At 71.1% G+C, this 24,283-nt stretch carries 26 protein-coding genes and 2 pseudogenes; 19 read left to right on the forward strand and 9 right to left on the reverse strand.

Annotated features, from left to right (window positions below; genetic code table 11):
• Positions 1-424: 424 nt before the first annotated feature.
• Complete coding sequence (locus ABT297_RS03070; RefSeq protein WP_350543985.1) at positions 425-934, reverse strand: ALF repeat-containing protein; 510 nt, start codon at positions 932-934, stop codon at positions 425-427.
• 208 nt (positions 935-1,142) lie between these two features.
• On the opposite strand from ABT297_RS03070, the pseudogene ABT297_RS03075 reads away from it, so the two are divergent.
• The 4 genes and pseudogenes from ABT297_RS03075 to ABT297_RS03090 all read left to right on the forward strand — a co-directional run.
• A pseudogene (locus tag ABT297_RS03075) lies at positions 1,143-2,108 on the forward strand (helix-turn-helix domain-containing protein); the annotation flags it as partial.
• 664 nt (positions 2,109-2,772) lie between these two features.
• Positions 2,773-3,090: a tetratricopeptide repeat protein gene (locus tag ABT297_RS03080; RefSeq protein WP_350543987.1), complete on the forward strand. Its 318-nt coding sequence runs from the start codon at positions 2,773-2,775 to the stop codon at positions 3,088-3,090.
• Positions 3,091-3,836: 746 nt separating this feature from the next.
• On the forward strand, positions 3,837-6,017 hold the full coding sequence (locus ABT297_RS03085) for a peroxidase family protein (protein ID WP_350543991.1): 2,181 nt from the start codon (positions 3,837-3,839) through the stop codon (positions 6,015-6,017).
• Positions 6,018-6,128: 111 nt separating this feature from the next.
• The gene (locus ABT297_RS03090; RefSeq protein ID WP_350543993.1) at positions 6,129-7,514 is read left to right on the forward strand and encodes a DUF6301 family protein; all 1,386 of its coding nucleotides are present in this window, start codon (positions 6,129-6,131) and stop codon (positions 7,512-7,514) included.
• Between the two features lie 46 nt (positions 7,515-7,560).
• On the opposite strand, the gene ABT297_RS03095 is transcribed toward ABT297_RS03090, so the two are convergent.
• A complete protein-coding gene (locus ABT297_RS03095) occupies positions 7,561-7,788 on the reverse strand; it encodes a DivIVA domain-containing protein (protein WP_350543996.1) in 228 nt (75 codons plus the stop codon).
• A gap of 95 nt (positions 7,789-7,883) precedes the next feature.
• On the opposite strand from ABT297_RS03095, the gene ABT297_RS03100 reads away from it, so the two are divergent.
• From ABT297_RS03100 to ABT297_RS03110, 3 genes are all read left to right on the forward strand, one after another.
• Positions 7,884-8,081: a hypothetical protein gene (locus ABT297_RS03100; protein WP_350543999.1), complete on the forward strand. Its 198-nt coding sequence runs from the start codon at positions 7,884-7,886 to the stop codon at positions 8,079-8,081.
• A 219-nt stretch (positions 8,082-8,300) separates the two neighbouring features.
• Entirely contained in the window at positions 8,301-8,612 is a 312-nt protein-coding gene (locus ABT297_RS03105) for a GNAT family N-acetyltransferase family protein (RefSeq protein ID WP_350544001.1), read from the forward strand.
• Positions 8,612-9,079: a hypothetical protein gene (locus ABT297_RS03110; RefSeq protein WP_350544004.1), complete on the forward strand. Its 468-nt coding sequence runs from the start codon at positions 8,612-8,614 to the stop codon at positions 9,077-9,079. The genes ABT297_RS03105 and ABT297_RS03110 overlap by 1 nt, the downstream gene beginning before the upstream one ends.
• Positions 9,080-9,104: 25 nt before the next feature.
• On the opposite strand, the gene ABT297_RS03115 is transcribed toward ABT297_RS03110, so the two are convergent.
• Positions 9,105-10,547 carry a hypothetical protein gene (locus ABT297_RS03115; protein ID WP_350544006.1) on the reverse strand — a complete coding sequence of 481 codons (1,443 nt, stop codon included), beginning with the start codon at positions 10,545-10,547 and terminating at the stop codon, positions 9,105-9,107.
• 266 nt (positions 10,548-10,813) lie between these two features.
• On the opposite strand from ABT297_RS03115, the gene ABT297_RS03120 reads away from it, so the two are divergent.
• Both ABT297_RS03120 and ABT297_RS03125 read left to right on the forward strand, forming a co-directional pair.
• Complete coding sequence (locus tag ABT297_RS03120) at positions 10,814-11,020, forward strand: hypothetical protein (protein WP_350544008.1); 207 nt, start codon at positions 10,814-10,816, stop codon at positions 11,018-11,020.
• Between the two features lie 86 nt (positions 11,021-11,106).
• Complete coding sequence (locus ABT297_RS03125; RefSeq protein ID WP_350544116.1) at positions 11,107-11,334, forward strand: hypothetical protein; 228 nt, start codon at positions 11,107-11,109, stop codon at positions 11,332-11,334.
• Here ABT297_RS03125 and ABT297_RS03130 read toward each other — a convergent pair.
• A complete protein-coding gene (locus ABT297_RS03130; protein ID WP_350544121.1) occupies positions 11,259-11,882 on the reverse strand; it encodes a hypothetical protein in 624 nt (207 codons plus the stop codon). The genes ABT297_RS03125 and ABT297_RS03130 overlap by 76 nt on opposite strands.
• Before the next feature lie 418 nt (positions 11,883-12,300).
• Between ABT297_RS03130 and ABT297_RS03135 the strand changes: the two are divergent.
• The 3 genes and pseudogenes from ABT297_RS03135 to ABT297_RS03145 form a co-directional block, all read left to right on the forward strand.
• Positions 12,301-12,783, forward strand: a pseudogene (locus ABT297_RS03135) (RNA polymerase sigma factor); the annotation flags it as partial.
• Between the two features lie 70 nt (positions 12,784-12,853).
• Positions 12,854-13,243, forward strand: coding sequence for a hypothetical protein (locus ABT297_RS03140; RefSeq protein WP_350544124.1), 390 nt, complete (start codon positions 12,854-12,856; stop codon positions 13,241-13,243).
• Positions 13,244-13,308: 65 nt separating this feature from the next.
• Entirely contained in the window at positions 13,309-13,764 is a 456-nt protein-coding gene (locus ABT297_RS03145) for a pyridoxamine 5'-phosphate oxidase family protein (RefSeq protein WP_350544010.1), read from the forward strand.
• A gap of 115 nt (positions 13,765-13,879) precedes the next feature.
• Here ABT297_RS03145 and ABT297_RS03150 read toward each other — a convergent pair whose 3' ends face one another.
• The 3 genes from ABT297_RS03150 to ABT297_RS03160 are packed head-to-tail and all read right to left on the reverse strand — an operon-like array spanning position 13,880 to position 15,984.
• The gene (locus tag ABT297_RS03150; RefSeq protein WP_350544013.1) at positions 13,880-14,353 is read right to left on the reverse strand and encodes an alcohol dehydrogenase catalytic domain-containing protein; all 474 of its coding nucleotides are present in this window, start codon (positions 14,351-14,353) and stop codon (positions 13,880-13,882) included.
• 54 nt (positions 14,354-14,407) lie between these two features.
• Positions 14,408-15,088 (reverse strand): GOLPH3/VPS74 family protein, encoded by a 681-nt coding sequence (locus ABT297_RS03155; RefSeq protein WP_350544016.1) that lies wholly within the window; start codon positions 15,086-15,088, stop codon positions 14,408-14,410.
• 11 nt (positions 15,089-15,099) lie between these two features.
• A complete protein-coding gene (locus ABT297_RS03160) occupies positions 15,100-15,984 on the reverse strand; it encodes an NAD(P)H-binding protein (protein WP_350544019.1) in 885 nt (294 codons plus the stop codon).
• Between ABT297_RS03160 and ABT297_RS03165 the strand changes: the two genes are divergently transcribed.
• Both ABT297_RS03165 and ABT297_RS03170 read left to right on the forward strand, forming a co-directional pair.
• Entirely contained in the window at positions 15,978-16,661 is a 684-nt protein-coding gene (locus ABT297_RS03165; RefSeq protein ID WP_350544021.1) for a TetR/AcrR family transcriptional regulator, read from the forward strand. The two genes, ABT297_RS03160 and ABT297_RS03165, sit on opposite strands and share 7 nt — an antisense overlap.
• A gap of 180 nt (positions 16,662-16,841) precedes the next feature.
• Positions 16,842-18,176, forward strand: coding sequence for an amino acid adenylation domain-containing protein (locus tag ABT297_RS03170; RefSeq protein ID WP_350544024.1), 1,335 nt, complete (start codon positions 16,842-16,844; stop codon positions 18,174-18,176).
• Here ABT297_RS03170 and ABT297_RS03175 read toward each other — a convergent pair whose 3' ends face one another.
• Positions 18,177-18,947 carry a hypothetical protein gene (locus ABT297_RS03175; RefSeq protein WP_350544026.1) on the reverse strand — a complete coding sequence of 257 codons (771 nt, stop codon included), beginning with the start codon at positions 18,945-18,947 and terminating at the stop codon, positions 18,177-18,179.
• Positions 18,948-19,123: 176 nt separating this feature from the next.
• On the opposite strand from ABT297_RS03175, the gene ABT297_RS03180 reads away from it, so the two are divergent.
• The 5 genes from ABT297_RS03180 (at position 19,124) to ABT297_RS03200 (ending at position 21,739) form a co-directional block, all read left to right on the forward strand.
• Positions 19,124-19,582 carry an RrF2 family transcriptional regulator gene (locus ABT297_RS03180; RefSeq protein WP_350544029.1) on the forward strand — a complete coding sequence of 153 codons (459 nt, stop codon included), beginning with the start codon at positions 19,124-19,126 and terminating at the stop codon, positions 19,580-19,582.
• A gap of 44 nt (positions 19,583-19,626) precedes the next feature.
• Complete coding sequence (locus ABT297_RS03185; protein ID WP_350544031.1) at positions 19,627-20,049, forward strand: cupin domain-containing protein; 423 nt, start codon at positions 19,627-19,629, stop codon at positions 20,047-20,049.
• Positions 20,050-20,209: 160 nt separating this feature from the next.
• Positions 20,210-20,284, forward strand: a complete 75-nt coding sequence (locus tag ABT297_RS03190; RefSeq protein WP_350544119.1) for a putative leader peptide — start codon at positions 20,210-20,212, stop codon at positions 20,282-20,284.
• 179 nt (positions 20,285-20,463) lie between these two features.
• The gene (locus tag ABT297_RS03195) at positions 20,464-21,237 is read left to right on the forward strand and encodes an alpha/beta hydrolase (protein WP_350544033.1); all 774 of its coding nucleotides are present in this window, start codon (positions 20,464-20,466) and stop codon (positions 21,235-21,237) included.
• 13 nt (positions 21,238-21,250) lie between these two features.
• Positions 21,251-21,739, forward strand: coding sequence for a flavin reductase family protein (locus ABT297_RS03200; RefSeq protein ID WP_350544035.1), 489 nt, complete (start codon positions 21,251-21,253; stop codon positions 21,737-21,739).
• A gap of 185 nt (positions 21,740-21,924) precedes the next feature.
• Here the strand turns inward: ABT297_RS03200 and ABT297_RS03205 are convergent, their stop codons facing one another.
• Positions 21,925-23,904, reverse strand: a complete 1,980-nt coding sequence (locus ABT297_RS03205; protein ID WP_350544037.1) for a glycoside hydrolase family 99 protein — start codon at positions 23,902-23,904, stop codon at positions 21,925-21,927.
• Between the last annotated feature and the right edge of the window lie 379 nt (positions 23,905-24,283).

Consider the following 24,283-nt stretch of genomic DNA (forward strand, 5'->3'; position numbering starts at 1 on the left):
GCGCCTCCGGCGCGGCGGGGGGGTTCCCACCCCGCACCCCCCATGGCCGCAGCGCGGCCACTGGCCGCGCTGCGCTGCCAGATCACCATGTGCCCGGCGGACAACAGTGCTCTGCACCGAAGCTGGACGAAACCACCGCCTCATCCTGCCGGCGGGCCCACGTCACGTCCGCCGCGCTTACCCCAACCGCCGCGCCTGCCGCCGGAACTGGAGCAGACTAAGACGGCGCTGTCGCGGGTCCTGCGCGGCCTGAAACGCCCACGCCACGGTGATGCACGTGCAGGCGGCAACCCGCGAAGCCGCCCTGCACCTGTCGATCCGCGACGGCGGCGTCGGAGGCGCCGACCCCAACCGGGACCGTGTCGAGGCACCCGGCGGACGCTTCAGCGTCGCGAACCCCACTGATCACCGCGAATCACGCGGGCTAAGACGCGCAGTCAAGCGCACGTGCAACATATAGGCCGTCGTTCAGGTAAGCCAGAAAGGCATCGATGGTTCCGTCATTGAGCGCCTGTTGCGCGGCCGCCGTCACGTTGGCGCCAGCGCCCGGCATCGTTTGGTTCACCGCGATCCGCAGATCTATTGACCAGACCCTCTGCAGGTTCGTCTGGAGGAACGCTCGGAGATCATCCGCGGTGCCGTCCAGCCGTGCCTGCAGTTTGCCAGGCAAACTGGTCAACGAGTTGGCCCTTGCCGCGGCCAGAATCTGGTTGGCCAGCACCCGCACAGCGGTATCGGAGGCGGTATTCAGGTCGATGGTGACAAGGTCGCGGATATCCGTGTACACCTTGCGCTCGACCGTTTGGCAGGTCTCGTCCAGCCCAGGCGATCCCGGGATGGACGTCGTCGGCGTGGCGTACGCGCTCGCAGCGGGAACCAGGAACGCAAGACCGGCGGTGAAGCCGATCAGCGTCCTTCGGATGGTCCTGCTCATCTTGCAGCCCCCTTTTGTCGTATTTGGCGGGCCGAACGCCGCCGCGCCTCACCGTAGGCTGGGGCCCGCGCGGTAACGAGGACACTGAGCAGGACATTGACCGGACATTCCCGCAGAAGGGCAGGTAGGCTCGCCGCATAGATGTAGATCGTTCACACGGGGGTACGGTCGCTTGTCTGTTGATGATGGGCGGACGTTTGGGTCTCGTTTGCGGGCTGCCCGGCGGGGTGTCCCGATGAGCCAGGAGGAGCTGGCCGAGCGCACGGGCCTCAACGTCCGCACGATACGCCGTCTGGAAGCCGATGTATCAGCTAGACCGCGTCCGCACACCGTCCGATTGCTGGTCGAAGCACTGGGCGTGACCCCAACCGATCTAGGCGCTTTCGTCGCGGGCGCCGGCGCAGAGATCCAGGTCGGGCTGGACCGGGATGGTCAGCGCGCTGTCGCCCTCGACTGGTACGCGCAGGCGCGCAGGCGCTTTGTCGCCGAATTCGGCAACGAACCGGGACCGGCACTACAGCAGCCACACCTACAGTTGCTACGCAATGACCGGAGCCCGGCACCCGCACCGCCGTCGGTGCAGTCACCACCGGCCGGCGCCCACTCGGCCGGTGGCCGGGTGGCGCCTGCCCAGTTGCCTGCCGGTGCCGCCGGGTTTGCCGGACGCCGGGATGAGCTCGACCAGCTCGACAAGCGTCTGGAAGCCGGCGGGGCGACCCCCACGGTCGTCATCTGGGCGGTGTCCGGCATGGCGGGGATCGGCAAGACGACGCTCGCCGTGCACTGGGCCCACCAGGTCCGTGACTGGTTCCCGGACGGGCAGTTGTACGTCAACCTGCGCGGGTTCGATCCGGCCGGCACGGCCGCGACACCCGCAGAGGTGGTGCGGTCGTTCCTCGACGCGCTGGACGTGCCGGCGCAGCGGGTGCCGGCGGGCCTGGACGCGCAGGCCGCGCTGTACCGCAGCCTGCTGGCCGAGCGGCGGATGCTGGTGCTGCTGGACAACGCCCGGGACGCCGAGCAGGTCCGCCCGTTGCTGCCCGGCACGCCCGGCTGCCTGGTCCTGGTCACCAGTCGCAATCAGCTCACCGGGCTGATAGCGGGCGCTGGTGCGCTGCCCCTGCCGCTGGACCTGCTCGACGCCGACGAGGCGCGCGACCTGCTCGCCCGGCGCGTGGGTGCGGACCGCACCACGGCCGAGCCGGCCGCGGTTGACGAGATCATCGAAGGGTGCGTGCGGCTCCCGCTCGCCCTGGCGATCGTCGCCGCCCGCGCCGCCACCCAACCAGGGCTGCCGCTCTCCGCGCTTGCGGCCGAACTATGCCACCGGCACGGCCGGCTCGACACGCTGACCACCGGCGATCCGGGTACCGATGTGCGCTCGGTGTTCTCTTGGTCCTATCAGCAGCTGTCCCAGCAGACTGCCCGGCTGTTCCGGCTGCTGGGCGTGCATCCCGGCCCGGATCTGAGCGTGTCGGCCGCGGCGAGCCTCGCCGGGATCTCACCGGTGCGGGTACGGCCGATGCTGGCCGAACTCGTCCGCGCCCACTTGGTCACCGAGCGGGTGCCCGGCCGGTATGCCCTGCACGACCTGCTACGGGCTTACGCCGGCGAACTGGCCGCGTTCGACGAACCGCAGGCCGACCGGCAGGCGGCGGTACGGCGGCTGCTTGACCATTACCTGCGCTGCGCCCACCGGGCGGATGTAGTCCTCTACCCGACCCGGGACGTGATCGAGCCGATCCCGCCGGTGGCCGGCGTCACGGTGGACGACGTCGGGTCTGTGGGGGCGGCCACGGACTGGTTCACCGTCGAGTACCAGGTGCTCATGGCCGCGGTTGCGCTCGCCGTGGACGCCGGCCTGGATCGGCACGCATGGCAGCTACGGCCGGCACGCCGACGCCGTCGCCGCCTACCAGCAGGCGCTCGCGCGGTATCGGGACCTCGGCGCCCAGTACAACGAGGCCGACACGCTGGTACGCCTCGGCGACACCCACCAGGCCAGCGGAGACACCGGCGCGGCCCGGGACCGCTGGCGGGACGCTCTGGCGATCCTCACCGACCTCGACCACCCGAACGCCGAGCAGGTCCAGGGCCGACTCCGTGACAGCGACGACAACGGGTTCGACGTGCCGAGTCCGGCGGCCTGCCGGTGACTGCTCTGGTCGTGATGCCGGTAGGACTTCCCACTGGCGCGGCCCGGCCGCGGCTGGTCTGATTGCAGTTCACCTCACGAGTGGAAGAGGGACTGGTGAATCCGGACATCGACTGACACCAGCGCACGGGGCCGGTCGCGCGGGGCGGCCTCGACTGCCGTGAGCTTCGTGCGACCTTGCTTCAGCTTGCTCGCCGTCCGGCGCTTGCCCGGCTCCCGTACGGCGTCCTTGCCCTGAAGGCAGCGCTGGCACGTCCGCTATCCCGCACCGTCAGCGTGTCCAGCCGCGCAGCGGGTAGGCAGCCGGCGCAGCGCCGAGAAGCTGATCTCCCGCCTCGGGCTCCGCTCCGGATGTGTGCAGCGCCAGTAGCCCGGCCGCATCGACGTGGGCGGCCGCGGCGAGCAGCCATGAGACGCCGCCGGGGCAATCGATCTGTATCTGGCAAGGTCCTTTACAAACGGCATGATCATCTATTGATTCTTGTCTGGATCAAGTCCAAACTGGCCTCACGGCGCCGGCGCTCCGGACCATACCCAACATCTCTGGCGAGCCTCCTGCTTCGCCGTCCCTCGGCTGAACGGTACGCAACATGCTGTGCGTTCCGCGGAGTCGGGCACGCCACACGCGAGGCTTCGAGCCGCGTGGGAGGAACCATGCCGCGTTCATCCGCCCCAGTCCACCCGAGTCGCCGCCCCCTCCGGCGACGACTCCGAAACGCGCTGCACACGATCGTCGTCGGCGCCACCATGACCAGCCTGCTGGTCATGGGCGCGCATCCAGCCCAGGGCGCCGTCTCCTTCGACGTGGAGAGCCTCGACGGCAGCCGCAACAACCTCGCCCGGCCGGCCCAGGGCCAGGCGGGCACGGCCTACTCCAGGGTGGCCGCCGCGCGGTACGCCGACGGCCGCGGCCAGCCCGTGGCCGGACCGAACAGCCGCCAGGTCAGCAACCGCATCTTCAACGACGTGCACCAGAACATCTTCTCCGAGCACCGGGTGACCCAGTGGAGCTGGACCTGGGGCCAGTTCCTCGACCACACCTTCGGGCTCGCCGCCGGGGGTACCGAGGCCGCGAACATTCCGTTCAACGCCAACGACCCGCTGGAAACCTTCTCCAACACGCTGGGCGTCATCCCGTTCACCCGGGACCTCAGCGCGCCGGGCACCGGCGTCACCAACCCCCGCCAGCAGGTCAACACCGTCAGCTCGTACATCGACGCGTGGGCCGTGTACGGCGGCACGCCGCAGCGTCTGGAGTGGATGCGGGACGGGCCGTACGACAACAACATGGCCAACAACGCCGCGACCCTGATGCTGCCGGGCAGCTACCTGCCCCGCCGCACGGCCCGAGGCAACCCGGCCGCCGCCCCGGCGATGAACGTCGACGGCCGGCTCGCGGCGAACCCCAACAACGCCGCGGTCGCGGGCGACGTGCGAGCCAACGAGAACGTCGCGCTGACCGCGACCCACACGCTCTTCGCCAGGGAGCACAACCGGATCGTGTCCATGCTGCCGAGCTCGCTCAGCGCCGAGGACCGGTTCCAGATCGCCCGGCGGATCGTGATCGCCGAGCAGCAGTACATCACCTACAACGAGTTCCTGCCGGCGATGGGCGTCAGCCTGCCGCGGTACACCGGCTACAACGCCAACGTGGACACCACGTTGAGCAACGAGTTCGCCGTCGTCGGATACCGCGCGCACAGCCAGATCCACGGCGAGTTCACGGCGGAGACGCAGGCGTCGCGCTACACGGCGGCCCAGCTGGCTGCCTTCCGGGCGCAGGGCCTGGACGTCCAGGTCGACGGCGCGGACGTGGCGATCGGCATCCCGCTCAACGTCGCGTTCTTCAACCCGGACCTGCTGCCCGCGATCGGCCTCGGGCCGTTCCTGACCAGCCTGAGCGAGTCGCAGTACAACAACGACGAGATGATCGACAACCAGCTGCGCAGTGTGCTGTTCCAGGTGCCCGTCTCGGCCAACCCGACCTGCCTGGACGGCCCGACGTTGCCCGCCTGTTTCACCGGCGTGCTCGACCTCGGCGCGATCGACATCGAGCGCGGCCGCGACCACGGTATGCCCAGCTACAACCAGCTCCGGCAGGCGTACGGGCTCGCACCCAAGACCTCGTTCACGGCCATCACCGGCGAGGCCACCGACGCGTTCCCGGCCGGCTCCGGCGCCGACAACCCCAACAGTCTCGACTTCCTGCGCACCGCCGACATCAACGGCACCGCGACGGTCGTCGGCGCCGCGGACGGCTCGACCTCCGGCGTCCGCCGCAGCACCACCGCCGCGCGGTTGCGCGCGGTGTACGGCAATGTCAACAACGTCGACGCCTTCACCGGCATGATCGCCGAGCGGCACGTGCCCGGCAGCGAGTTCGGCGAGCTGCAGCGCGCGATCTGGACGAGGCAGTTCCTCGCGCTGCGCGACGGCGACCGGTTCTTCTACGGCAACGACATGGGGCTGACGACGATCGCCGCGCAGTACGGGATCGACTTCCACACGACGCTGGCCCAGGTCATCTCCCGCAACACCGACACACCGGCCGCCGACATCAACCCCAACGTGTTCCTCGTCTCCGACGACGACCTGCCGGCCGCGACCTGCAGGGTCGACTACCGGGTGGTCACGACCTGGCCCGGGTTCTTCCAGGTCGACATCAGCCTGACCAACCAGTCCGGCGTCGCGTTCAACGGCTGGAACCTGCAGTGGCAGTTCGCCAACGGCCAGACCTTCTCCCAGGGCTGGAACGGCACGTTCAGCCAGAACGGGGTGACGGCGAGCATCGCCAACGCGAGTTGGAACGGCGTGCTCGCCGCCGGAGCGACGCTGACGGGGGTGGGCTTCAACGGCACCTGGGACAATGTCACGGGTGCGCTGCCGGTGAACTTCACCGTCAACGGCAAGCGCTGCGCGCTCGGCTAGCACCCCGGCGCCGCGGGGATGCCCCGGCCGCGAGGTTGGGGCATCCTGACGGTCCGCGTACAGCATGTGCGATGCAACCATGGGAGTGGGCCGGTGTCCTCAGTGGACCGTGTGGGATGGGCAGACGTGGCGGGCGAGCTGGCCGAGGCGCTGGAGCGGCTGCGGGCCGAGGACGCGGTCTCCTTGACAGTCGGCGACGCCTTTGTGCAGTTCATCCGGTTCGGCCGCGGCCGCGTGGTGGACGGCCCGGCCGTGTTCGTACTCACGACCGCCGGCCGGCCGGGCTCGCCGGCGGCGGAGGGCCTGGCCGCGCTGGGGTGGGCCCGGTGGGACGACGATGCGACCGTGGGCCAGCCGGAGGTGCCCGCACCGGTGGCGCCGGCCACGGCCAGGCGGCTGGCCGAGGTGATCGTGCGGACGCTGCGCGACGTGCACGGGGCGGCCGATCCGGCCGAGGTGACGTTCAGCTCGTTCAACAACAACGGGCTGCGGGCCCCGCGGCTGCGGACCGTCGCGGCGCAGCCGCAGCAGGAGGCGGAGAACCCGGACCCGGCGACGCTGCTGCCGGAGCCCTCACCCACATGGCAGCGGTGGTGCGCCATCCTCGCCGACGGGCTCGGCGACTGGTCGCGGGCGGCGCTGGACCGGCTGGTCGCGGCCCGGGGCTGGCAGGCGGCGCAGCGCCACGGGTCGGCCGGGTTCAGCACCGACACCGGTGCGTGGATCGGCGTCGGGGACTGGGACGCGGGCGAGCGCGGGCACGGTGAGATCAGCTCGTTGTCGGTGTCCCAGCCGGTCGAGGCGGCCGATGCCGCGCGGGCGTTCCGGCGGGCGCTGGCCGGGGCGGTGGCCGTCCTGGGCCACCCGCCGCTCGTCGGCGACGAGGGCCGGGTCCCGTTCGCGCGCTGGCGCGGCGATCGCACCACGCTGACGCTCGCCGCCGCCCACGGCAGGACGCTCCGGCTGCTGGTCGAGCCGACCGGGCCCCGGGAGAACGTCATCCATCACTACCAGAAGTGGATGATTACCCCGGACGACCGGAGCCCGGCCGAGTTGTGGACCACCCAACCGGACGTGGAGGCGCCGCAGGCCAGAGCCCTGGACGGCATGATGTTCTACCCGCACTCGACGTCGAGCACCATCGACGGGACGCTCGACGAGCTGCGGTCGCTGTTCGGCTCGTGGTGCGAGGCGCTGCCGCTGCTGCACCCATACGCCAGCAGCGCCCGCTGGCAGCTGCGCCGCCCGGACTGGACCATGGTCGCCGAGGGCGGGTTCACGCATCTGCGGGTGACCGCGCGGTTCGGCTGGTCCGACGAGTTCGGCGAGCCGCTGGCCGCGGCCCCGGGCGCCGACACCGTCGCCGACCTCGTCGGGCGGGTCGGCAACGCGCTGGCCCTGGCCGGCATCACCACACCCGAGCAGCTGCGCGGCGCCGCCTGGTCCGACACCCCGGCCGAGCGGCTCGACGCGATCCGGCTCACCCTGCGGTCGTAGGGGCGTGTCGAACCGGGGCTGTCGTCCTCTCCGCGTCGCCGGTATCTCAGGTCCGGTCGTCGGGACGGCCCTTGGCGATGCGGCGCAGGTAGTGGTCGACCTCCCGGCGGCTGTACCCACGGAGGACCACCCGGAAGCTGACCGCCTGGGCTTCGGCCTGAGCCCTGGCTTTTCGGCTCGGCTCGTCCGACGCGATGTCGTCATTGGCCGTCTGGACGAATTTGTCGACCTCGGCCCGATCGTAGCCATGGAACTCGGTCGTGAACTGCGTCATACCTGCAAGTGTGCGCCTTCCCGAGCAGGACGCGCTCACCCTGCTCGATCGGCTCCGACGGCCCGGGTGCGTGGACCGGCAAAGAACTGCGACCCGTGGCGTTCATCTATGTCAGCCGGATCGACTTTCATCTTCGGCCCTACCCCGACCAGGACCGACTGACGTCACTGCGCGCCCAACGTGACGAGTACTGGTCCCGCAAGCGGGGGCTATCCCGCATGAACGACACCGAGGTCCAGCAGATCCTGGAGGAGTACGGGCCAATCGCCCGACGTCTGCTCGGCAAACAATGACCAACGGTTCGCACGATGACCGGCCGCCTGAGATCACTGAATCGCTGGACGGGCGGCGGGCGGCGGCGGTAGCGGTCCGTCGACCGAGGTCCGGCCTGAGGGGGTGAGCACCGTGAACGTTGTAGCGATGTGGGTGCTCCCCATTCCCGTCACGGTCGGGCGAATGCAGTAGGTGCCGCCCGGGAGCGTCCCTTTGGGATCTCCCGAAAGGTGACACCGATGGACACACTCGTCATCACGCGCGTCGCCGAGCGGCAGTGGCATGCCCTCGACGACGACCTCGTGGTCGGCCGGGGCGACGCCTCGCCCCGCCCGGACGGCCGCCTCTTCCTCAGCATCGACGCCTGGCACGACGACGTCTTCGCCAGCCTCGCCGAGGCCATGCTCGCGGAGATCCTGGCGGCCACCCACGCCCGCGGCGTCGAGACGGTCGCCGCAGACGTGCACGAGGCCAACACCGCGGCCATCGCCCTCTTCGAGACCGCCGGCGCGCGCCGCACCGGCAGCAACCTCGAGCTGGTGATCCACTGATGCCCAAGGCAACTGACGTGTTTTCGTTCGGCATCAAGACCAGCCAGATGGGACTCACGTACGCGGAGATCCTCGACACCTGGCGGGCGGCGGACGCCGCGCCGGCCTTCTCGCACGCCTGGCTGTGGGACCACATGGTGCCGCTGCGCGGGCCGGTCGAGGGCGCGGCGTTGGAGGCGTGGACGCTGCTCGCCGCATTAGCGGCGCAGACTTCCCGCGCACCTTCCGCAGCGCCGGCCGCCCATCAGGATCGTGATCGCCATCCGGTCGGCGGCCTGACAGGTTTGTGGTTCAGCAGGCCCCGCCAGCCCCGCAAAACGTCGATGCCCTGGTTGATCCGGCGAAGGGTGGCAACGCGCGACGCTGGGGTGGCCTCGGTAAGCGCCAACACCGGCAGCAGCTTGGCGGCCCTTGAGTCACTGTCATCCCGACGCGCCGGTGCGCGGTTGGACGAACGCCCGGCCTGAGCGGACGCGCCGCGGGGGTGGCACTTCAGCTGCGGGTGGCGCCGATACCCATCAGGACCGCGATGCCGAGGGCGCTGCGGGCGGAGTACGGCTGGCGCCACAGTCCGCCGTGGGCCGCGGCGTAGGCCTCGTCCTGCCACGGGTGCTCGTGTACCGGACGGTCGGCGTTGAGATCGTGGACGAGCAGCGCGGCCATGAGCGTGTTGCTGGTCCCCGGCTCGAAGACCTCGATGCCGAATCGGTGGGCGCCGGCGAACGCGGCGGCGAGGAGGCGGTTCTTCACCACGCTGCGGGTGCGGGTGGCCGGTGCGACAGCGAATGACACCGGCATGCCCGCGGCTCGTGCCTCGGCCGCCCGCCAGCGCTGCAGCCGCTTCCCGAGAGCGTAGTTCGGGCCCTGCTGCGGTACCAGACTGTCGTTGATCCCCGGATAGAGGCCGGGCGGGTAGTTGCGGGTGAGCAGCCGGCCGGCGCTGAGCACCCGCAGCGGCCGCCGGAACCGCCCGATGCCGGTCGCCGCCGCGTAGCGCCTATTCGCCTCGCCGACGGCGTCGTCGGGCACGACGAACACGTCGGTCGGTGTGGCCAGGAACGCGAGCCCGAGGTCGGGCCGGCGCTCCCGCAGGCGGACGGTGAGCGCGTCGACGGCCATTGCGACCCGGACGTTGAGTGCCCCGTCGGCGTAGACGTAGTTGCCGAGCACGAGCCGACCGTCGAAGCCCTCGATCCACTCGGTGACCCGGCCGAGATCGTGCAGCAGGTCGGCGCCCCGTTCCTCGCCGGCCGCCGGCAGGTGGAGTCGGCCCGCGTGCCGCTCGGCCAGGGCGGTCAGCCGCTGCCAGATCGCCGGCCGGGGCAGGTCGACGGCGACCACGTCGGCGCCCCAGCGCAGCAGCGCCCACAGCGGGCCCATCTCCGCGCCGGCGCCGAGGACGACGACGTGCCGCCCTGGCAGGGACAGCCAGCCGGGGTTCGCGGCAACGGTCCTGACCATGTCGGCGCAGGAGCGCTCCATCGCACCGGCGGCGACCCAGTGCCCGAGCTGGCGGTCGAGCTCCTCGCCGGCGAGGTGGCGGCCACGGTACGGAACGATAAGCTCACGCTCCGGCTCCCCCCGCCCCGTTACGGTCACCGTCGCCAGCGGCGGACCACCAGGCGTGAACGCGGCGTCGAGGGGTTCCTCGCCACCGTCCGATTTTCCCCGGTACCGCATGCGCTCGTGCAGCGACGCGAGCCCGTCGCGGGCGATCCTCAGCGCCGCGTCGCGGGACGGCAGCCCCGCCTCGACAAGCCGCCGGAAGTGCACCAGATAGTCGTGGCGCCAGTCGGTCGACGCCTCGGCACCCCGGGCCCCGACCGGATCGACACCGCGCAGCGCGTCGGCCACCACCCCGCGCCCCAGCGCCGAGGTGCTGGGCCTGCCATCGACGCTCGGGACGACCACACCGGTCGGGTACACATTCGGCACGTCGGCCAGTCTGCCAGCCGACTGTCCGCCGGGCTCGTCGACCGGGATGATGCCTCGGTCCTCAACTCCGTGACCGCTCGAAGGGCGCCGCCTTCAGTGACCAGTCGCTCGGCTCGTTCAACCAGGACATGTAACTGCGCCTCGGCCCACGCGCAGACCCTCCGTCGCCCGCGCCGCGGTCACTGTCCGGGCGGGCCCAGGTCTCACCGCACGTCGATAGTGCCGGTGATCGTGTCGCAGACGCTATCGATGGTAGTGTCGGCGGCATGACCATGAGTATCTCGATCACACTCGACGACGAACTCGGTGCGGCGCTGAACGCGGCTGCGGCTGGCGGGAACCGGTCGTCGGTGGTGGCTGAGGCTATTCGTGAGTACCTGGACCGCAAGGCTGTGGCCGCCGCGGCAGTCTGGCATGCGTCCCTCAAAGGCGAGGACGCTGCTGCGTTCGCTGAGTTCAACGCGGCGTGGTAGTCCGGACCGCGCCACTGTCCCGAGGCGACGTTGTCGACTACGCCCTCGGCAGCAGGCGGATTCGTGTGCTCGTTGTCAGCGCCAATGTGTATTCGGAGGCGTATCCGGTTGTGGTGCTGATCCACGACCGAGCCGATGGTGATGTGCCTGGCATTCTGCTGCCCTTGCCGGCGGACCTTGCCGGAGGCGGCACCATCGACCTGTCGCGCATCCGTTTCGGGGACCCAGCCGCGTTCGGTCACCGCCACGGTCGGATTTCAGCCACCCTGGTGAGCCAGGTCGACCGTGGGCTTCGCCGGCTGCTTGCGCTGTAGCGACCAACCGCGATGGCACCGCAACACGACCGGTGGGCATCGCCGTCGTTGTCGCGGCCCACATTCGAGTTCGACCGGGGCGACGCGGAGGGCGAGGTCCTTTCCGGGCCGGGCTCGGTGAAGCGGACGACCTGGCTGCCGGTGGTTGGGCTGAGTACAGTACGGCTCGCTGCTGACCTGGAGTTGCGAATGCCGTACACGTCGTCCACCGGCCGCTGCGCGTCCGTCGTTACGCTGACCCTTATCTGCCATTGACGCATGCGAATGTGGAACATGGTTGTGTTGTTGGCCGGGTTGAGGTCGCTGATCTTTTTGTCGCTGTCTGTGGCGACCATGATCAACATTGCCTCGACGTCACCGCCTGGCATGTTCGCGTCGAAGCTGAAGTTGATCGCCTGCTGGCCGGGCGCCGGCGGGGCATGGTAGGTCCCCGTAGCTGCCCCAGGCCCAGGCGGGTATTCCGGCGCAGCTGAAGGTGCAGTTGCTTGCGGACCGCTTGCCGCCGGTCGGAGCGTCACGTCGTGGACGCTCACCTGCAGGTCGGTCACGGTGGCCGGCTCGCCGACTACCGTCGGCCCGCCGAGCTGCGTGAACTTGGCTGACCGGTGTCGCAGCACGCGATCATGTCCGAGGCGTCGGCGGTGATGCCGCCCTGAGCGCGCACGCCGATGTCGCGAATGTTGAGTTTGTACCCCCGGCCGACAACCTGGCCGAGGGGGCGGATGCTTCCGGAGGCGTCCCGGTCGAAGGCGACGACCTGGCTCTGCGGTGCCTCCCGCCTTGCGGAAGACCAGTGCCGCGGTCTCCAGAGCCGGGTCGTCGTCGAGGTTGGTGTGAACGATCTTCACCACCCGCGCCCGCTGCGCCGACCGTTGCCCGTGCGCGGTTCAGAGGGTCTGCAGGAGAAACGGACGAGAAATGAACCTGCAAGCCGTGGGCCGCGACTGAACAGGCGAAGGAGGGCAGATGGCCGATGAGTTGCTGGTGGTTCGCTGCCAGTTGGGCGAACGTGAAGCCTTCGCCGAGTTGATACGGGCATGGCATCCGGCGATCGAGCGGTACGTCGGGCGGATGCTGGCCGGACCCGACGACGATGTCGTGCAAGAGGTGTGGCTGGCGGTCTTCAAGGGGCTGCCGCGGCTGCGGCAGCCGGACCGGTTCGCCCCCTGGATCTTCGCCGTCGCTCGCCGGGTCGTGATGAACCGGCTGCGTGAAGCCTACGCACGCCCGGCGCCCGAGCCGGTCGACGACCTGCCAGGGGCCGACGAGGCGGAAGCGGTGGTCGACCGGGAGACGCTCGGTGGCGCGTTGGCGGCGCTTCCGACCAGGGAACGGGAGGTACTGCTGCTGTTCTACATCGAGGATCTGCCGCTGGACGTGTGCGCACAGATTTGCGCTGTTCCGGTCGGCACCATCAAGTCGCGGCTCAACCGGGCAAGGAAGCTGTTGCGCCGCGAGCTGGCGCGAAAGGGGCAAGCGGCTCGACGCGCCGTTGTCGCTGCGCAAGAGGGTCGGATACGTGACGCTGGCGCTCGCCGGGCTCGCAGGCAGTGGCCTGATCGGGCTGCTGTGGGCGACGGAGCCCGGGCTGCCACCGCGGACCCTGGTCGCGTTCGCGGTACTGGCGGCGATCGGACTGTGCTGGGCGGTGTTCGGCGGCTGGGCCGTGACCCGCAGGACGCCGATGTTCGCCCGGGATCGCGTCGTCGCCGGCTGGCTCGGGCTGGGCGCCTGGTTGCTGTTCACCGTCGGTGCGTTCGTCATCACCACCCTGCGGCACAAGCTTGAGCCGTCGTTGCTCGTCGTGGTGTCGGTGTTGGGCGTCCTGGCCATCGTCAATCTGCGCGCCGCCCGCCGTAGGAGAGCGGCTCTGCTGCGGCAAAAGGAACAGCTGAGCCGGCTTCCATGAGCCGCGGAGCACCGCACACTCACCGGTGCCGGGTTTCGGGCCCGCATCGGTGCGATCATGGACTTATGACGGCGTGGCAGGACATCGAACGGGCAGTGCCGGCATTCGCGCACCGGGTGCGGACGCTGTTCGACGCGCACAAACACAAGACCATTGCCACCCTGCGTTCCGACGGGTCGCCGCGGATCTCCGGAATCGAGGCGGCCTTCGAGGACGGCGAACTCGTCTTCGGCTCGATGTCGAACGCGCGCAAGGGCGCGGATCTCCGCCGGGATCCGCGGTTCGCCCTGCACAGCGCCACGGTCGACCCGATCGAGGGCGGCGAGGCGCTGTGGCCGGGTGAGGCGAAGATCTCCGGCCGTGCGGTCCCCGCCGGACCGATCACCGAGGGCCCGGACGGCGACCGCTTCCGCGCCGACATCGCCGAGGTCGTGCACACGCACCTCAACAACGAGGCCACGCGGCTCGTCGTCGAGTGGTGGACGCCCACCCACGGGCTGCGAAGGGTCGAGCGCGAGTAAGAGTGACCGTCGTTCGGGCGGCACGGGCCGTGCCTGCGATCCGCGTCGACCGGCCATCATGTTCGCCATGGTCACGGAGTGAAAATGTACAAGGAGCAGCACGTTCGCTCCGTGATCATGCAGAACCCGGGCACTGTGGGCGCCGCGACGTACCGCCGCGGATGACCAGCGTCTGCCCTCGAGCGATCTCCAGGTTGCGGAACAGGCAGGTCCACGCGGTCGCGTACGTTTCCGGGATCGCGGCGAGCTCGGCCCAGGGCAGATCGGACTCGATGAGCGCGACGTTGGAGGCCGGCGCCCGGGTGAGCTCGGCATAGCTGCCGTTGATGGTGCGCCCGAGGCCACCCATCAGCGCCGCGACCTTGGCACCGACCGGGAACTCACCGCCGGTGCAGGCATGCACCAGCCCGACGCACTCGATGCCGCTCACCTGCGCGGCCTCGGCCCACTCACCCCGGCGCATGTGTACCTCGGCGTGGTTGATGCCGAACGCCTTGATCTCGATGACGACCTGACCGGGCATCGGCTCGGGCTCCGGCAGGTCCTTGTAGACCAGGCATTCGGGCCCGCCGAACACAGGCTCAGCCACGCTTTCCTAAGACGCCCGGGCCGAACGCCGTTTGACGGGTGAGGCGCGGCCGGGTCAGCGCGGTGCCGTGCCGAGCGCGATCTGTATGGCACTCACCAGCACGGCGACCACGAGCGCGACCGATGGACGGATGTAGGACTCCTCCATGCTCACCGAGCCGGTGAAGCCGGCACGGTCGCCGATCTGCCGCAGCCGCTGGTGGGCCGCGTCGGCGTCGGTGCCGGTCAGGCCGAGCGCGGGCGCCATCCGCGCCGCCGCGACGAGCGTCGCCAGCGCCGCCGTCCGCTCGTCGGGCACCTCGTCCCCGACCAGCGCCTGGCTCAGGCGGGCCCGGACCTCGGCCTCCACGGCCGGGTCGACGGTGGGGTACCGATGGACATGGATGACGCCCATCGTGGTCTCGTCGACGTCGCGGATCACCCCGCGGTCGCAGAGGTCGGCGAGGACCCGGTCGCGCAGTCCGTGACGCAGCCGCTGCACCCAGGAGGCGGGCGAATGCGGCGTGTCGGCGGCGAGGCGGGCCAGCACCTCGTCGGCGATCGGTTCGCCGATCGGCGACGGCTCGGTGGCGACGATCGTTCCGTTGACATAGACGATCCGGCCGGCCAGTGCCAGCTCGACCAGCACGGCGGCGGCCATGCCCAGGTCAAGCCCGATGTGGGAGCCGGTTGCCTTACCCGACTCGTCGTCGTAGGCGAGCAGGAGCAGTTCCTCGGCCAACGCAATGGAACCCATGGCCTGGAACGTTAGCGCGCGTGGGGGTCCTCGGTGAACGCGGTGGCGTGGTCGGCGGCCCACTGGCGGAACGTTCGTGGTGGCGTGGCGAGGATGTCGGACACGGTGTGGGTGACGTATGCCGGCTGTCCCAGCGTGGCGTTCCACGCAGCCAGGAGCATGTCCACGGCCGGGCGCGAGGCTTCCGGGGCCGCGCGCCGGAACTCGTCGGGCGGCAGTTCCTCGAACGTGATCGGGCGGCCCAGGGTGTCACCGATGATGCTGACCTGTTCGGCCTGAGTGAGTGACTCGGGGCCGGTCAGGACGTAGTCGCCGCCGGCGTGTCCGTCCTCGCACAGGGTGCGCGCGACGACCGCGGCCACGTCTCGATCGTCGACGGGGGCCGTCTCGGCCGCGCCGTACGGCCATCGGACCACGCCGTCGCCCCGGATCGCGGCGGCCCACCAGAGCAGGGCGTTCGACGCGAACATCCCCGGCCGGACGATCGTCGAGTCGAGTCCGGTGGCCGCGATGAGCCGCTCGATCTCGGTGTGCAGCGCCGCCATCGGGTTCGGTTGCTGGAAGAACGGGTGCGGGGTCCGGTGTGGTGCGGACAGGTAGACGACCCGCTGTGTGTGGGCGGCCAGCCGGTCGACGACGGCCGCCGCGGTCTGCGGCGGGGCGGTCCAGACGAGGAAGACCGCGCCGATGGCGTGCAGCGCGGCGTCGAGCGATCCGGGCACGGTGAGATCGCCGGTGACGATCTCGACGTCGGTGGGCAGTGTCGCCGCCGACTCGGGGCGGCGCACGAGGGCGCGGACCGGTACGCCCGCGTCGGTCAGCAGGTCGATCACGGCGCGTCCGATCCGGCCGGTCGCCCCGGTGACGAGCACCGGAGGTCCTTTTCTGAGTGTCATGGCCCCATCAAATCGTTACCGAGTTAAAAATGCAACCTGGTAATGAATGTTACCCTGGCAAGGTGATCGAGCCGGTCGGGCTGCGGGCCCGCAAGAAGGTACGAACCCGGGACGTGATCGCTGATGCGGCGATCTCGCTGTTCCTGGCGCGCGGGTTCGACCAGGTGTCGGTGTCCGAGATCGCCGCGACGGCCGAGGTGTCGAAACCGACACTGTTCCGCTACTTCGCGACGAAGGAGGACCTGATCCTGCACCGGTTCGCGGACCACCACGGTGAGGCCGCACGCGTGGTGCGCGACCGTCGGTCCGGCATCGCGCCGATGACGGCGCTGCACCGGCATTTCCGGGCCGGTCTCGATCGCTTCGAGCCGGTCACCGGCCTCAACGATCATCCCGAGGTGGTGGCGTTCCATCGGCTGGTGTTCACCACGCCGAGCCTGGCGGGACGGCTCATGCAGTACATGCTCGACGATGAGGACGCGCTGGCCGCCGTCCTCGGCCCGGGTATCGGGGCCCGGCTGCAAGCCGCCCAGGTGATCGCGGTGCAACGCGTACTGGCCCGGACCAACTGGCAGAAGATCGCCGGCGGGCGGACCGCGCGCGACGTTCAGCTCGAGGCGGTCGCCGACGCGGACCAGGCCTTCGCCCAACTGTGCGATGGAACGGGCGGCTCGTAGGTCGAGGCGGCCGTCGATGTCCGAAACCCGTGGCGGCTTCTTGCGAGTCATGGATCAACTGGCGATGAAAGTCGGCGGAACACGCGCCGAATGGCGGTTCCCAGGGCTGTGGCGGTGTGCCAGCATCCAGCGCAGTGGATGCCGGGCACGCGTTGGTGAGCTGGGAGCGGATCGGAATTGGTGGAGCGGATCATCGTCCCGTTCGAGGGGCCTGGCGCCGGGACCGGGCCGCTGGCCTGGGGGCAGCAGCAGGTCTGGGCCGCGATGACGGAGATCGACTCGTCGATGAGCATGGGCGGCGCCGTCGCCGTCACCGACGGGCGGACCGTCGAGGACATCGCCGGGGAACTGCGCTTCTTCATGAGCCGATACGCGGCGATGCGCACACTGCTGCGGTTCTCCGGAGACGGCGCGGTGACGCAGGAGGTGTTCCGGTCCGGGGAGGCCGTGCTGGAGGTCGTCGACACCGCCGGTGACGAGGACGCGGCGGCGGTGGCCGAGGCGCTGGCCGCCGAGTGGCGCGAGCGCAAGTTCGACTACGCCGAGGAGTGGCCGCTGCGCATGGGCGCGGTCCGGCATGACGGGGCCGTCACCCACGTCGTCGTGCTGATCTGCCACATCGCGGCGGACCTCGGCGGGATCGCGGTGATGCTGCGCGAGCTGGCCGAGCGCGACCCGGTGACGGGGGAGCCGGCCGGGCCGTACGAGGCGCCGCAGCCGCTGGACCTGGTGCGCCGGCAGCGGGAGCCGGACCTGGTGCGGCAGACCGCGTCGGCGATGCGCTACTGGGAGTCGCACCTGCGCACGATCCCTGCGAGCCTGTTCCGGGGGCCGGTGCAGCGGGGCGAGCCGACGTACTGCCGGATGCGGTGGCAGTCGCGGGCGATGCACCTGGCCTCCGGCGCGGTGTCGGCCCGGCTCGGCGCCGACCCGGCGTGGGTGCTGCTCGCGGCGTTCGCCGCCGGGCTGGAGCGGGTGCTGCCCGGCGGCGGGCCGTTCGTCGCGATCGGGATCATCAGCAACCGGTTCCGGGCGGCGCTGCGCGACGTGGTGAGCCCGGTGACCCAGGACGGGTTGTGCGTGTTCGACGTCGCCGGGGTCTCCGCCGCCGAGGCGGTGGCCCGGGCCCGGGCGGCGTCGATGAGCGCGTCCAAGTACGCCTTTTACGACCCCGAGGCCCGGGCGGAGCTCACCGAGCGGATCTCCCTGGAGCGCGGCGAGCATCTCGACCTGACCTGCCTGTACAACGACCGGCGCACCGCGCGGCCCGCGGACGGTGGGTCCGCGCCGGCGGGGCCCGACGAGGTGCGCTCGGCCCTCGCCGAGACCCGGGTGGTCTCCGAGGAGCCGCTGCCGTCACTGGGCGTCAAGCTCATGGTCACCGTCGAGGACGTGCCGGACGTGGTACGGATGATCGTGGACGTCGACACGCGGTACCTGTCGCTGCCGGACCTGCGCGAGCTGCTGCGCCGGATGGAGTCGTTCGTGGTGGAGGAGCTCGCGGCGGAGGCCTGACTATTCGTGCGGCAGCAGGAAGCGCCAGCTGACCTGGGCCCGGCGGCCGTCGGGCAGCCGGAGGACCGGCCACTGGGCCCGGTCCGGATTCGGGATCGCCTTGATCAGGGCCCGCGCCGGGCGGTCGCGAAGGTCCATGCGCGTCACGAACTCGTCCTTGCGGAACCGCGGCACGGGCACGCCGGCCGGCCAGTTCGCGACCGGGCCCGTCGTGGGCCGCGCCGGCTCGACGAGGCTCGCGACGAGCCGCACCGCGTCCGGGCGCCACGGAGCGCCCGAGCGGTTGACCCGGTCGCGCAGCTGCGTCAGGTGGTCCAGCAGCGAGTAGGCCGGCGGCGGGTAGGCCCTGTCGCGCCGCGTCTCCTCCAGGCCCTCGAACGACAGGCGGAAGCGCCGGCCGTTCGTCCGCGCGGTGAGCACCGTCGACGGCACGTCCGCGAGGATCGGCGCGCCCGGGCGGCGGCGCGCGTTGGCCGGGTCCCGCAGGACCGTCGTGGCGTGGTTGCGCAGCGAGCGCAGGTCGCCGGCGCCGATCCGCAGCCGCTTCGCCGCGTCGGCGATGAGCACCCCGTCGTCGTACGCGACCAGCCGCGGCGCCCGCAGCAGCGTCCAGCCGGCCGGCACGAACCCGCCGGTGAGCTCCCAGGTCAGCATCGGCTGCGGGCGGCGGCCCGCCTCCGGGTCCACGGCGGCGATCGCGGCGGCCGCGCCCCCGAGCGCGGTCGTGACGCCGACGGCCCCGGCCGCCACCAGCAGGGTTCTGCGGTTCATGATCTTGATGCTCCCGTCCGTCCGGGCCTCGCGCCCGGCCATCACCGAGTCAACGACAAATCGGTCGAAAAGACTCAAAATTCGGCAGTCGTACCGCGGGAGCCAATGGATATAAACCAGAGCACCTTGCTATGGTTTTCCCATCAACCACTTCCGCTGCTGAAGGACGTGCCGCGATGCGCATCTCGGCGAAGGCGGACTACGCGATCCGCGCCCTGGTCGAGCTGGCCGGCGACGCGGACCGCCCGCTGGTCTGCGAGGGGATCGCCGCGGCGCAGCACATTCCCTACCGCTTCCTCAAGTCGATCATGCGCGACCTGCGCCGCGCCGGCCTGGTGCGCAGCCAGCGCGGCTGTGAGGGCGGCTACTGGCTGAGCCGCGCCGCCGCCGACATCACCCTCGCCGACGTGGTCGGCGCCGTCGACGGCGAGCTGCTCACCGTGCACGGCGAGATCCCGGATGACCCGGACGACCCGGCCGACGTGACCCGGGCGGCCGCGGTGACGGCGGTGTGGCGGGCCATCCAGGCGCGCACGGAGGAGATCCTCACCGGCGTGACCCTCGCGGACCTGCTGCACGAGGCGCCCTCCGAGCCGGCCGCGACGCTGCTCGGCCTGGTGCCCGCGCCCGCCTGAGCACTCTTGACGCAGCACCCGGTCGCGATGAGAAGGAGACCCGCATGGCCGATCACTGGCATGCCCCGCTGCGCCACGTCAAGGGCGCGGAGCTGAGCGGCGACACTCGGCAGACGTCGGGCATGACGCGGCTGGAGGCGATCTCCGGCAAGACGGTCGGCTCGGACAAGCTGTGGATGGGCCGCACCCACGTCGCCCCGGCCACCAGCTCCGGTGACCACCACCACGGCGAGGCCGAGACCGCCATCTACGTCGTCTCCGGCCACCCGGTCTTCGTCTTCGCCGAGGGCGACGCCGAGGTGCGCCTGGAGGCCGAGCCCGGCGACTACATCTTCGTGCCGCCGTACGTGCCCCATCGTGAGGAGAACCCGGGCGCCGAGGAGGCCGTGGTCGTCATCGCCCGCAGCAGCCAGGAGGGCGTCGTCGTCAACCTGCCGAGCCTGTGGGCGCCGGTCGAGCGCCCGTGACGGGTCTGCCGGTCGTCCGGGGCGTGCCGGGCCTCGCCGCAACGCATCCTGCCGCGCGTGGCAGCTAGTTCCCTAGCAAACCCATCGGCTTTATCTCGATAGATAGGACACATCCCGATGTCTATTGACGAGAGTCGCGACGCCTCCGCATGATGGGGCCATGACCTCGACCCACCCCGGCGTGGCGCGGCGCTACGTCGATCTCCGGCGCACGGCCAGCGCCCTCTGTCGATAGGTCCTTCCGCCCGGCGCACCTCACTCGTTCTCGCGCCCGCCCCGGCGGGTGCGCTCCCGTGCACCCTCATGCGCTCGAAAGGCATCCGTTCTCATGAATTTTCCTGTCGATCCGAGCCACCGGTCGCTCGCCCGCCGCGCCGCCTCGTCCAGCGCTGAGCCGGTCGCGGCGGGTGCCCGGTGACCGCCCCCGCCAGCACGGCCGCCGGAACCTCGGTCAGCACTGCGATCGGAGCGCCCGTCGTCGCCGGCGCCCGCTGGGACCCGCCGGCCGCGATCGCCGTGCGCGGCACCGTCCTGCTGCTGCCCGGCCGCGGCGAGCACGCCGGGGTGTACGACCGCTTCGGCCGCCGCCTCGCCGCCGACGGCTACGCGGTGCGCTCGGCCACGCCGGAGACGGTGTCCGCCGTCGCCGCGGACGCGGTCGCCCCGCTGGTGCTGGCCGGCTCCGACACCGGCGCCCTGCACGCCCTCGCGCTTGCCGCGACGGTCCCGGCCGCCGGCGTGATCGCGGCCGGCGTGCCGTGGACCCCGCCGGCCCAGGCCCTCCCGGAGCCTGCCGTCCCGGGCCGGGGCTTCCTCGACTGGGGCGACGAGCTGGAGGCCCGCAGCGCCTGCCCCACCCACCGGGCCCGCCTGGAGGCCGACGGCGGCTTCGAGCGCGGGACCCTCGCCGAGCCGGTGCCACGGTCGCTCGTCGAGGCGGTCGACCCGGCCGCGATCTCTCTGCCCGTCCTGCTCGTGCACGGCGAGGCCGACCCGGTCGCGCCGCTGAGCGGCGCGCGGGACCTGGCCGCCCGGCTGGCCCGGGCCGAGCTGGCCACCGTGCGCGACGGCCGGCACGACGCGCTCAACGACATCACCCACCGCACCGTGGCCGCCCACGTCGTGCAATGGCTGGAACGCCTGCGCGCCGACCCGTCGACCGTCGCCGCCATCCTCACCGTCTCGTAACAGGGGGTACCCCATGGCCGCCACGACCACCACGATGGACGCCGACCTGTTCCGCTCCCTGCTGCGCCGGCACGCGGCCGGGGTCGTCGTGATCACCACCGGCGGCCAGACCCGCCCGGCGGGCTTCACGGCGACGTCGTTCACCTCGGTGTCGCTCGATCCGCCGCTGGTGTCCTTCTGCCTGGACCGCCGCTCGTCGAGCTGGCCGGCCCTGGAGCAGGCGTCGCACGTCGGGGTGCACGTCCTGACCGAGTCTCAGGAGGAGCTGGCGCGGCGCTTCGCCACGAGCGGCATCGACCGCTTCGCGGCGCCGCTGCGCTGGCGGTCCGGCCCGCATGACGTCCCCGTCCTGGAGGGCGCCCTGGCGGTGCTGGTGTGCCGGGTGGCCGAGCGGGTCCACGCCGGCGACCACGCGATCGTGCTGGCCGAGCCGATCCAGGGCGAGCACTCCGACGGCGCCCCGCTGCTCTACCACAACGGCCGATACCTCAAGGCCGCCTGACGCCTGGCCGATGTCCGCCGTGGTGTCCCGGACATGTGCCGTAAACCGGCGGCGGGTGGCGACCGGACGCTTGATCGCCACCCGCCGGTTTCGGGGTCGGTGTCGTTCCCGGGCTAGTCGGCGTCGAGCCCGGGAACTGCGCCCCATCCGCGCCCGGCCTTCGGCGGTGACCGGGCGCGGACGTCTCAGCCGTTGTAGACGCGGAACTCCGCGCACTGGCCGGCCGGCCAGCCGGTGTTCGCCGTGAAGGTCAGCCGCAGGTAGCGGGCCGTGGCCGCGGCCGGGAAGGTGATCGTCACGGTGTTGCCCGTCGCCGGGTTGAAGGTGTAGCCGGCCGACGGCACGATCGTGGTGAACGTCCCGCCGTCGGTGCTCCCGCTGACCGAGAGGGTCTGCGTGCGGGTGGCCCAGGACGTCTGCGGCGGCAGGGCCAGCACGACCCGGCGCGTCGCCGTCGCGGCGCCCAGGTCGACCTGCAGCCACTGCGGCCACGCGTTGTTGACGCTCTCCCAGTAGGTGCCGGTGTTGCCGTCGACGGCGTTGCCGCTGCCGTACACCTGCGTGTGGCTACTCTCGGACGTCGGGCGGCCGGCGGCGAGGTTGGTGTTGGTGTCCGGCGCCGTGGCCGTGGTCGCGGTGACGGGGTTGGAGGCGCCGGAGGTGTTGCCGGCCGCGTCGAAGGCGGCGACCGTGAACGTGTACGCGGTCGAGGCCGTCAGGCCGGTGACGGTGAAGGCCAGCGTCGTGGTGGTACCGATGACCGTGCTCGTGGAGCCCGACACCCGCGAGACGCGGTATCCGGCGACCCCGACGTTGTCCGTGGAGGCGTTCCAGGCGAGCGCGACCGTCGTGTCCGTGGTGCCCGTGACGCGCAGGTTGCCGGGCACCGACGGAGGGGTCTGGTCGGGGCCGGTGGGGAACGGCACCGTGAACCGGGTCGCGGTGAGCGCGATCTGGCCCTTGAGCATCCGGCCGCCGTCGTTGGTCAGGCGCAGGTAGTAGTCGGACGAGCAGGGGGTGCCGTCCTCGTCGAGGGCGCGCATCCCGGAGTTGGTGGGCTGCCAGGCCGCGCTCTCGGCGGTCTTGGCGATCTGGTTGCCCTCGTTGAACTCGTCGAACATCGAGATGTAGACGCTCTGCACGCCGGCGCGGGTGTGGTTGTAGAACTGCCGCCACATCAGCTCGCCGTGGCGGCGGTGGCCGGCGGCGAGGTCGCCGGGGAGCACGCACGGCTGGTAGTCGATCCCGCGGGCGTTGAGGTCGGCGAGGTCGGGCAGCACGCGGTTGGTGTAGAACCAGTCGGCGCCGGCGTTGTCGCTGATGCGGCCGACCATCCACGGCGAGATCATGTTGAAGGCGTGGTACACGTCGATGAACCCGGGCCGCGAGTCGTCCGTGCCCAGGCGCCAGTGGGTGGGCACGCCGCCGATCACGTAGCACCCCTGCGCCTTGAACCAGTTGATCACGTCCAGGCACGCGGCCGGCGCGAACGGGCGGCCGTCGTCGTTGAACCCGAAGCCCCAGATGCACACGACGGGCTTTCCGTTCTGCCTGGCGTACGCCGGGGAGGCCGTATGGGCGGACATCTTGTTCGTCCAGTCGGCCTTGATCTCGTTCTGCATGGTCAGCCACCAGGTGACGTCATACATGACGTAGAACTTGCGGCCGTACGCCTCGGCCGCCTGCCGCACCTTCTGGGCCATCGCGTCGCGGGTCGCCCCCTCGCCCCCGTTCGGGTTGAAGCGCTGCAACGCGGCCGTGTCGCACCCGTTCTGCTGCATCCAGCGGAAGTGGGTGTCGACCGTCTGCTGGTCGTACGACGAGAACAGGTTCGCCGGCTGGCCGTTGCCGAGGTTGGCGAAGTTGGTGCGGTACCCCTTGGTGAAGTCGCGCATGTCCGGCCAGCAGGTGATCGAGCACGCGCCCGGGGCGGGGCTCTGCGACCAGTTCGGGCTGTAGTGCCACCAGCCGTTGATCGGGGCACCGTCGCCGGTGCAGGCGAACCAGCCCTGGTAGCCGACGGTGACCTTGCCGACGACGTCCCCGGGCGGGCTGGCGGCGAACGCGGTGCCGGCGCCGGTCGAGCCGAGCGGCAGCGCGCCGGCGGCGGCACCGGCGGCACCGGCGAGCGAGGTGGCGATGACGGAGCGGCGGGAAACTCCCATGTGGACTCCTCGGGGTGTCGCCCCGGCCGGCGCTGCCGCGCGCCGCGCCCCCGGCAGGGTGTGGTGGACGGACCCGATGGCGGTCGGGTCGATGGCCGGTGCGCGTCGTCTGGGATCCGGTTTCGGGGCATGGCGGGGGCAACGGGCCGGGCGGGGCCCGTACACCGGCACTGAACAGCCCACGCGTGCGAACGCGAGGTTGGCGGTGCTGACCATATGTCGGCTTCTGGCACGGAATCCTGCCAGCACCAGCGCTGTAAGCGCAATACTTCGATGTTTCGATCGCAACTTTTCGACGAGCTTCTGTCGCATTGGACGTTTGTCCATGAGGTTCCGGCCGCCGTGACGGGTCGGCGGCATTGCCACAGATGTCGTTGCG

It is taken from the genome of Dactylosporangium sp. NPDC000555, from assembly GCF_040300025.1.
Lineage (GTDB): Bacteria > Actinomycetota > Actinomycetes > Mycobacteriales > Micromonosporaceae > Dactylosporangium.

Excerpts from the sequence above, each read along its gene's own strand:
- ABT297_RS03070 (WP_350543985.1), bottom strand. The coding sequence starts at position 934 with ATGAGCAGGACCATCCGAAGGACGCTGATCGGCTTCACCGCCGGTCTT.
- ABT297_RS03085 (WP_350543991.1), top strand. The coding sequence starts at position 3,837 with ATGACCAGCCTGCTGGTCATGGGCGCGCATCCAGCCCAGGGCGCCGTC.
- ABT297_RS03095 (WP_350543996.1), bottom strand. The coding sequence starts at position 7,788 with ATGACGCAGTTCACGACCGAGTTCCATGGCTACGATCGGGCCGAGGTC.
- ABT297_RS03105 (WP_350544001.1), top strand. The coding sequence starts at position 8,301 with ATGGACACACTCGTCATCACGCGCGTCGCCGAGCGGCAGTGGCATGCC.
- ABT297_RS03110 (WP_350544004.1), top strand. The coding sequence starts at position 8,612 with ATGCCCAAGGCAACTGACGTGTTTTCGTTCGGCATCAAGACCAGCCAG.
- ABT297_RS03120 (WP_350544008.1), top strand. The coding sequence starts at position 10,814 with ATGACCATGAGTATCTCGATCACACTCGACGACGAACTCGGTGCGGCG.
- ABT297_RS03145 (WP_350544010.1), top strand. The coding sequence starts at position 13,309 with ATGACGGCGTGGCAGGACATCGAACGGGCAGTGCCGGCATTCGCGCAC.
- ABT297_RS03155 (WP_350544016.1), bottom strand. The coding sequence starts at position 15,088 with ATGGGTTCCATTGCGTTGGCCGAGGAACTGCTCCTGCTCGCCTACGAC.
- ABT297_RS03160 (WP_350544019.1), bottom strand. The coding sequence starts at position 15,984 with ATGACACTCAGAAAAGGACCTCCGGTGCTCGTCACCGGGGCGACCGGC.
- ABT297_RS03175 (WP_350544026.1), bottom strand. The coding sequence starts at position 18,947 with ATGAACCGCAGAACCCTGCTGGTGGCGGCCGGGGCCGTCGGCGTCACG.
- ABT297_RS03180 (WP_350544029.1), top strand. The coding sequence starts at position 19,124 with ATGCGCATCTCGGCGAAGGCGGACTACGCGATCCGCGCCCTGGTCGAG.
- ABT297_RS03185 (WP_350544031.1), top strand. The coding sequence starts at position 19,627 with ATGGCCGATCACTGGCATGCCCCGCTGCGCCACGTCAAGGGCGCGGAG.
- ABT297_RS03200 (WP_350544035.1), top strand. The coding sequence starts at position 21,251 with ATGGCCGCCACGACCACCACGATGGACGCCGACCTGTTCCGCTCCCTG.
- ABT297_RS03205 (WP_350544037.1), bottom strand. The coding sequence starts at position 23,904 with ATGGGAGTTTCCCGCCGCTCCGTCATCGCCACCTCGCTCGCCGGTGCC.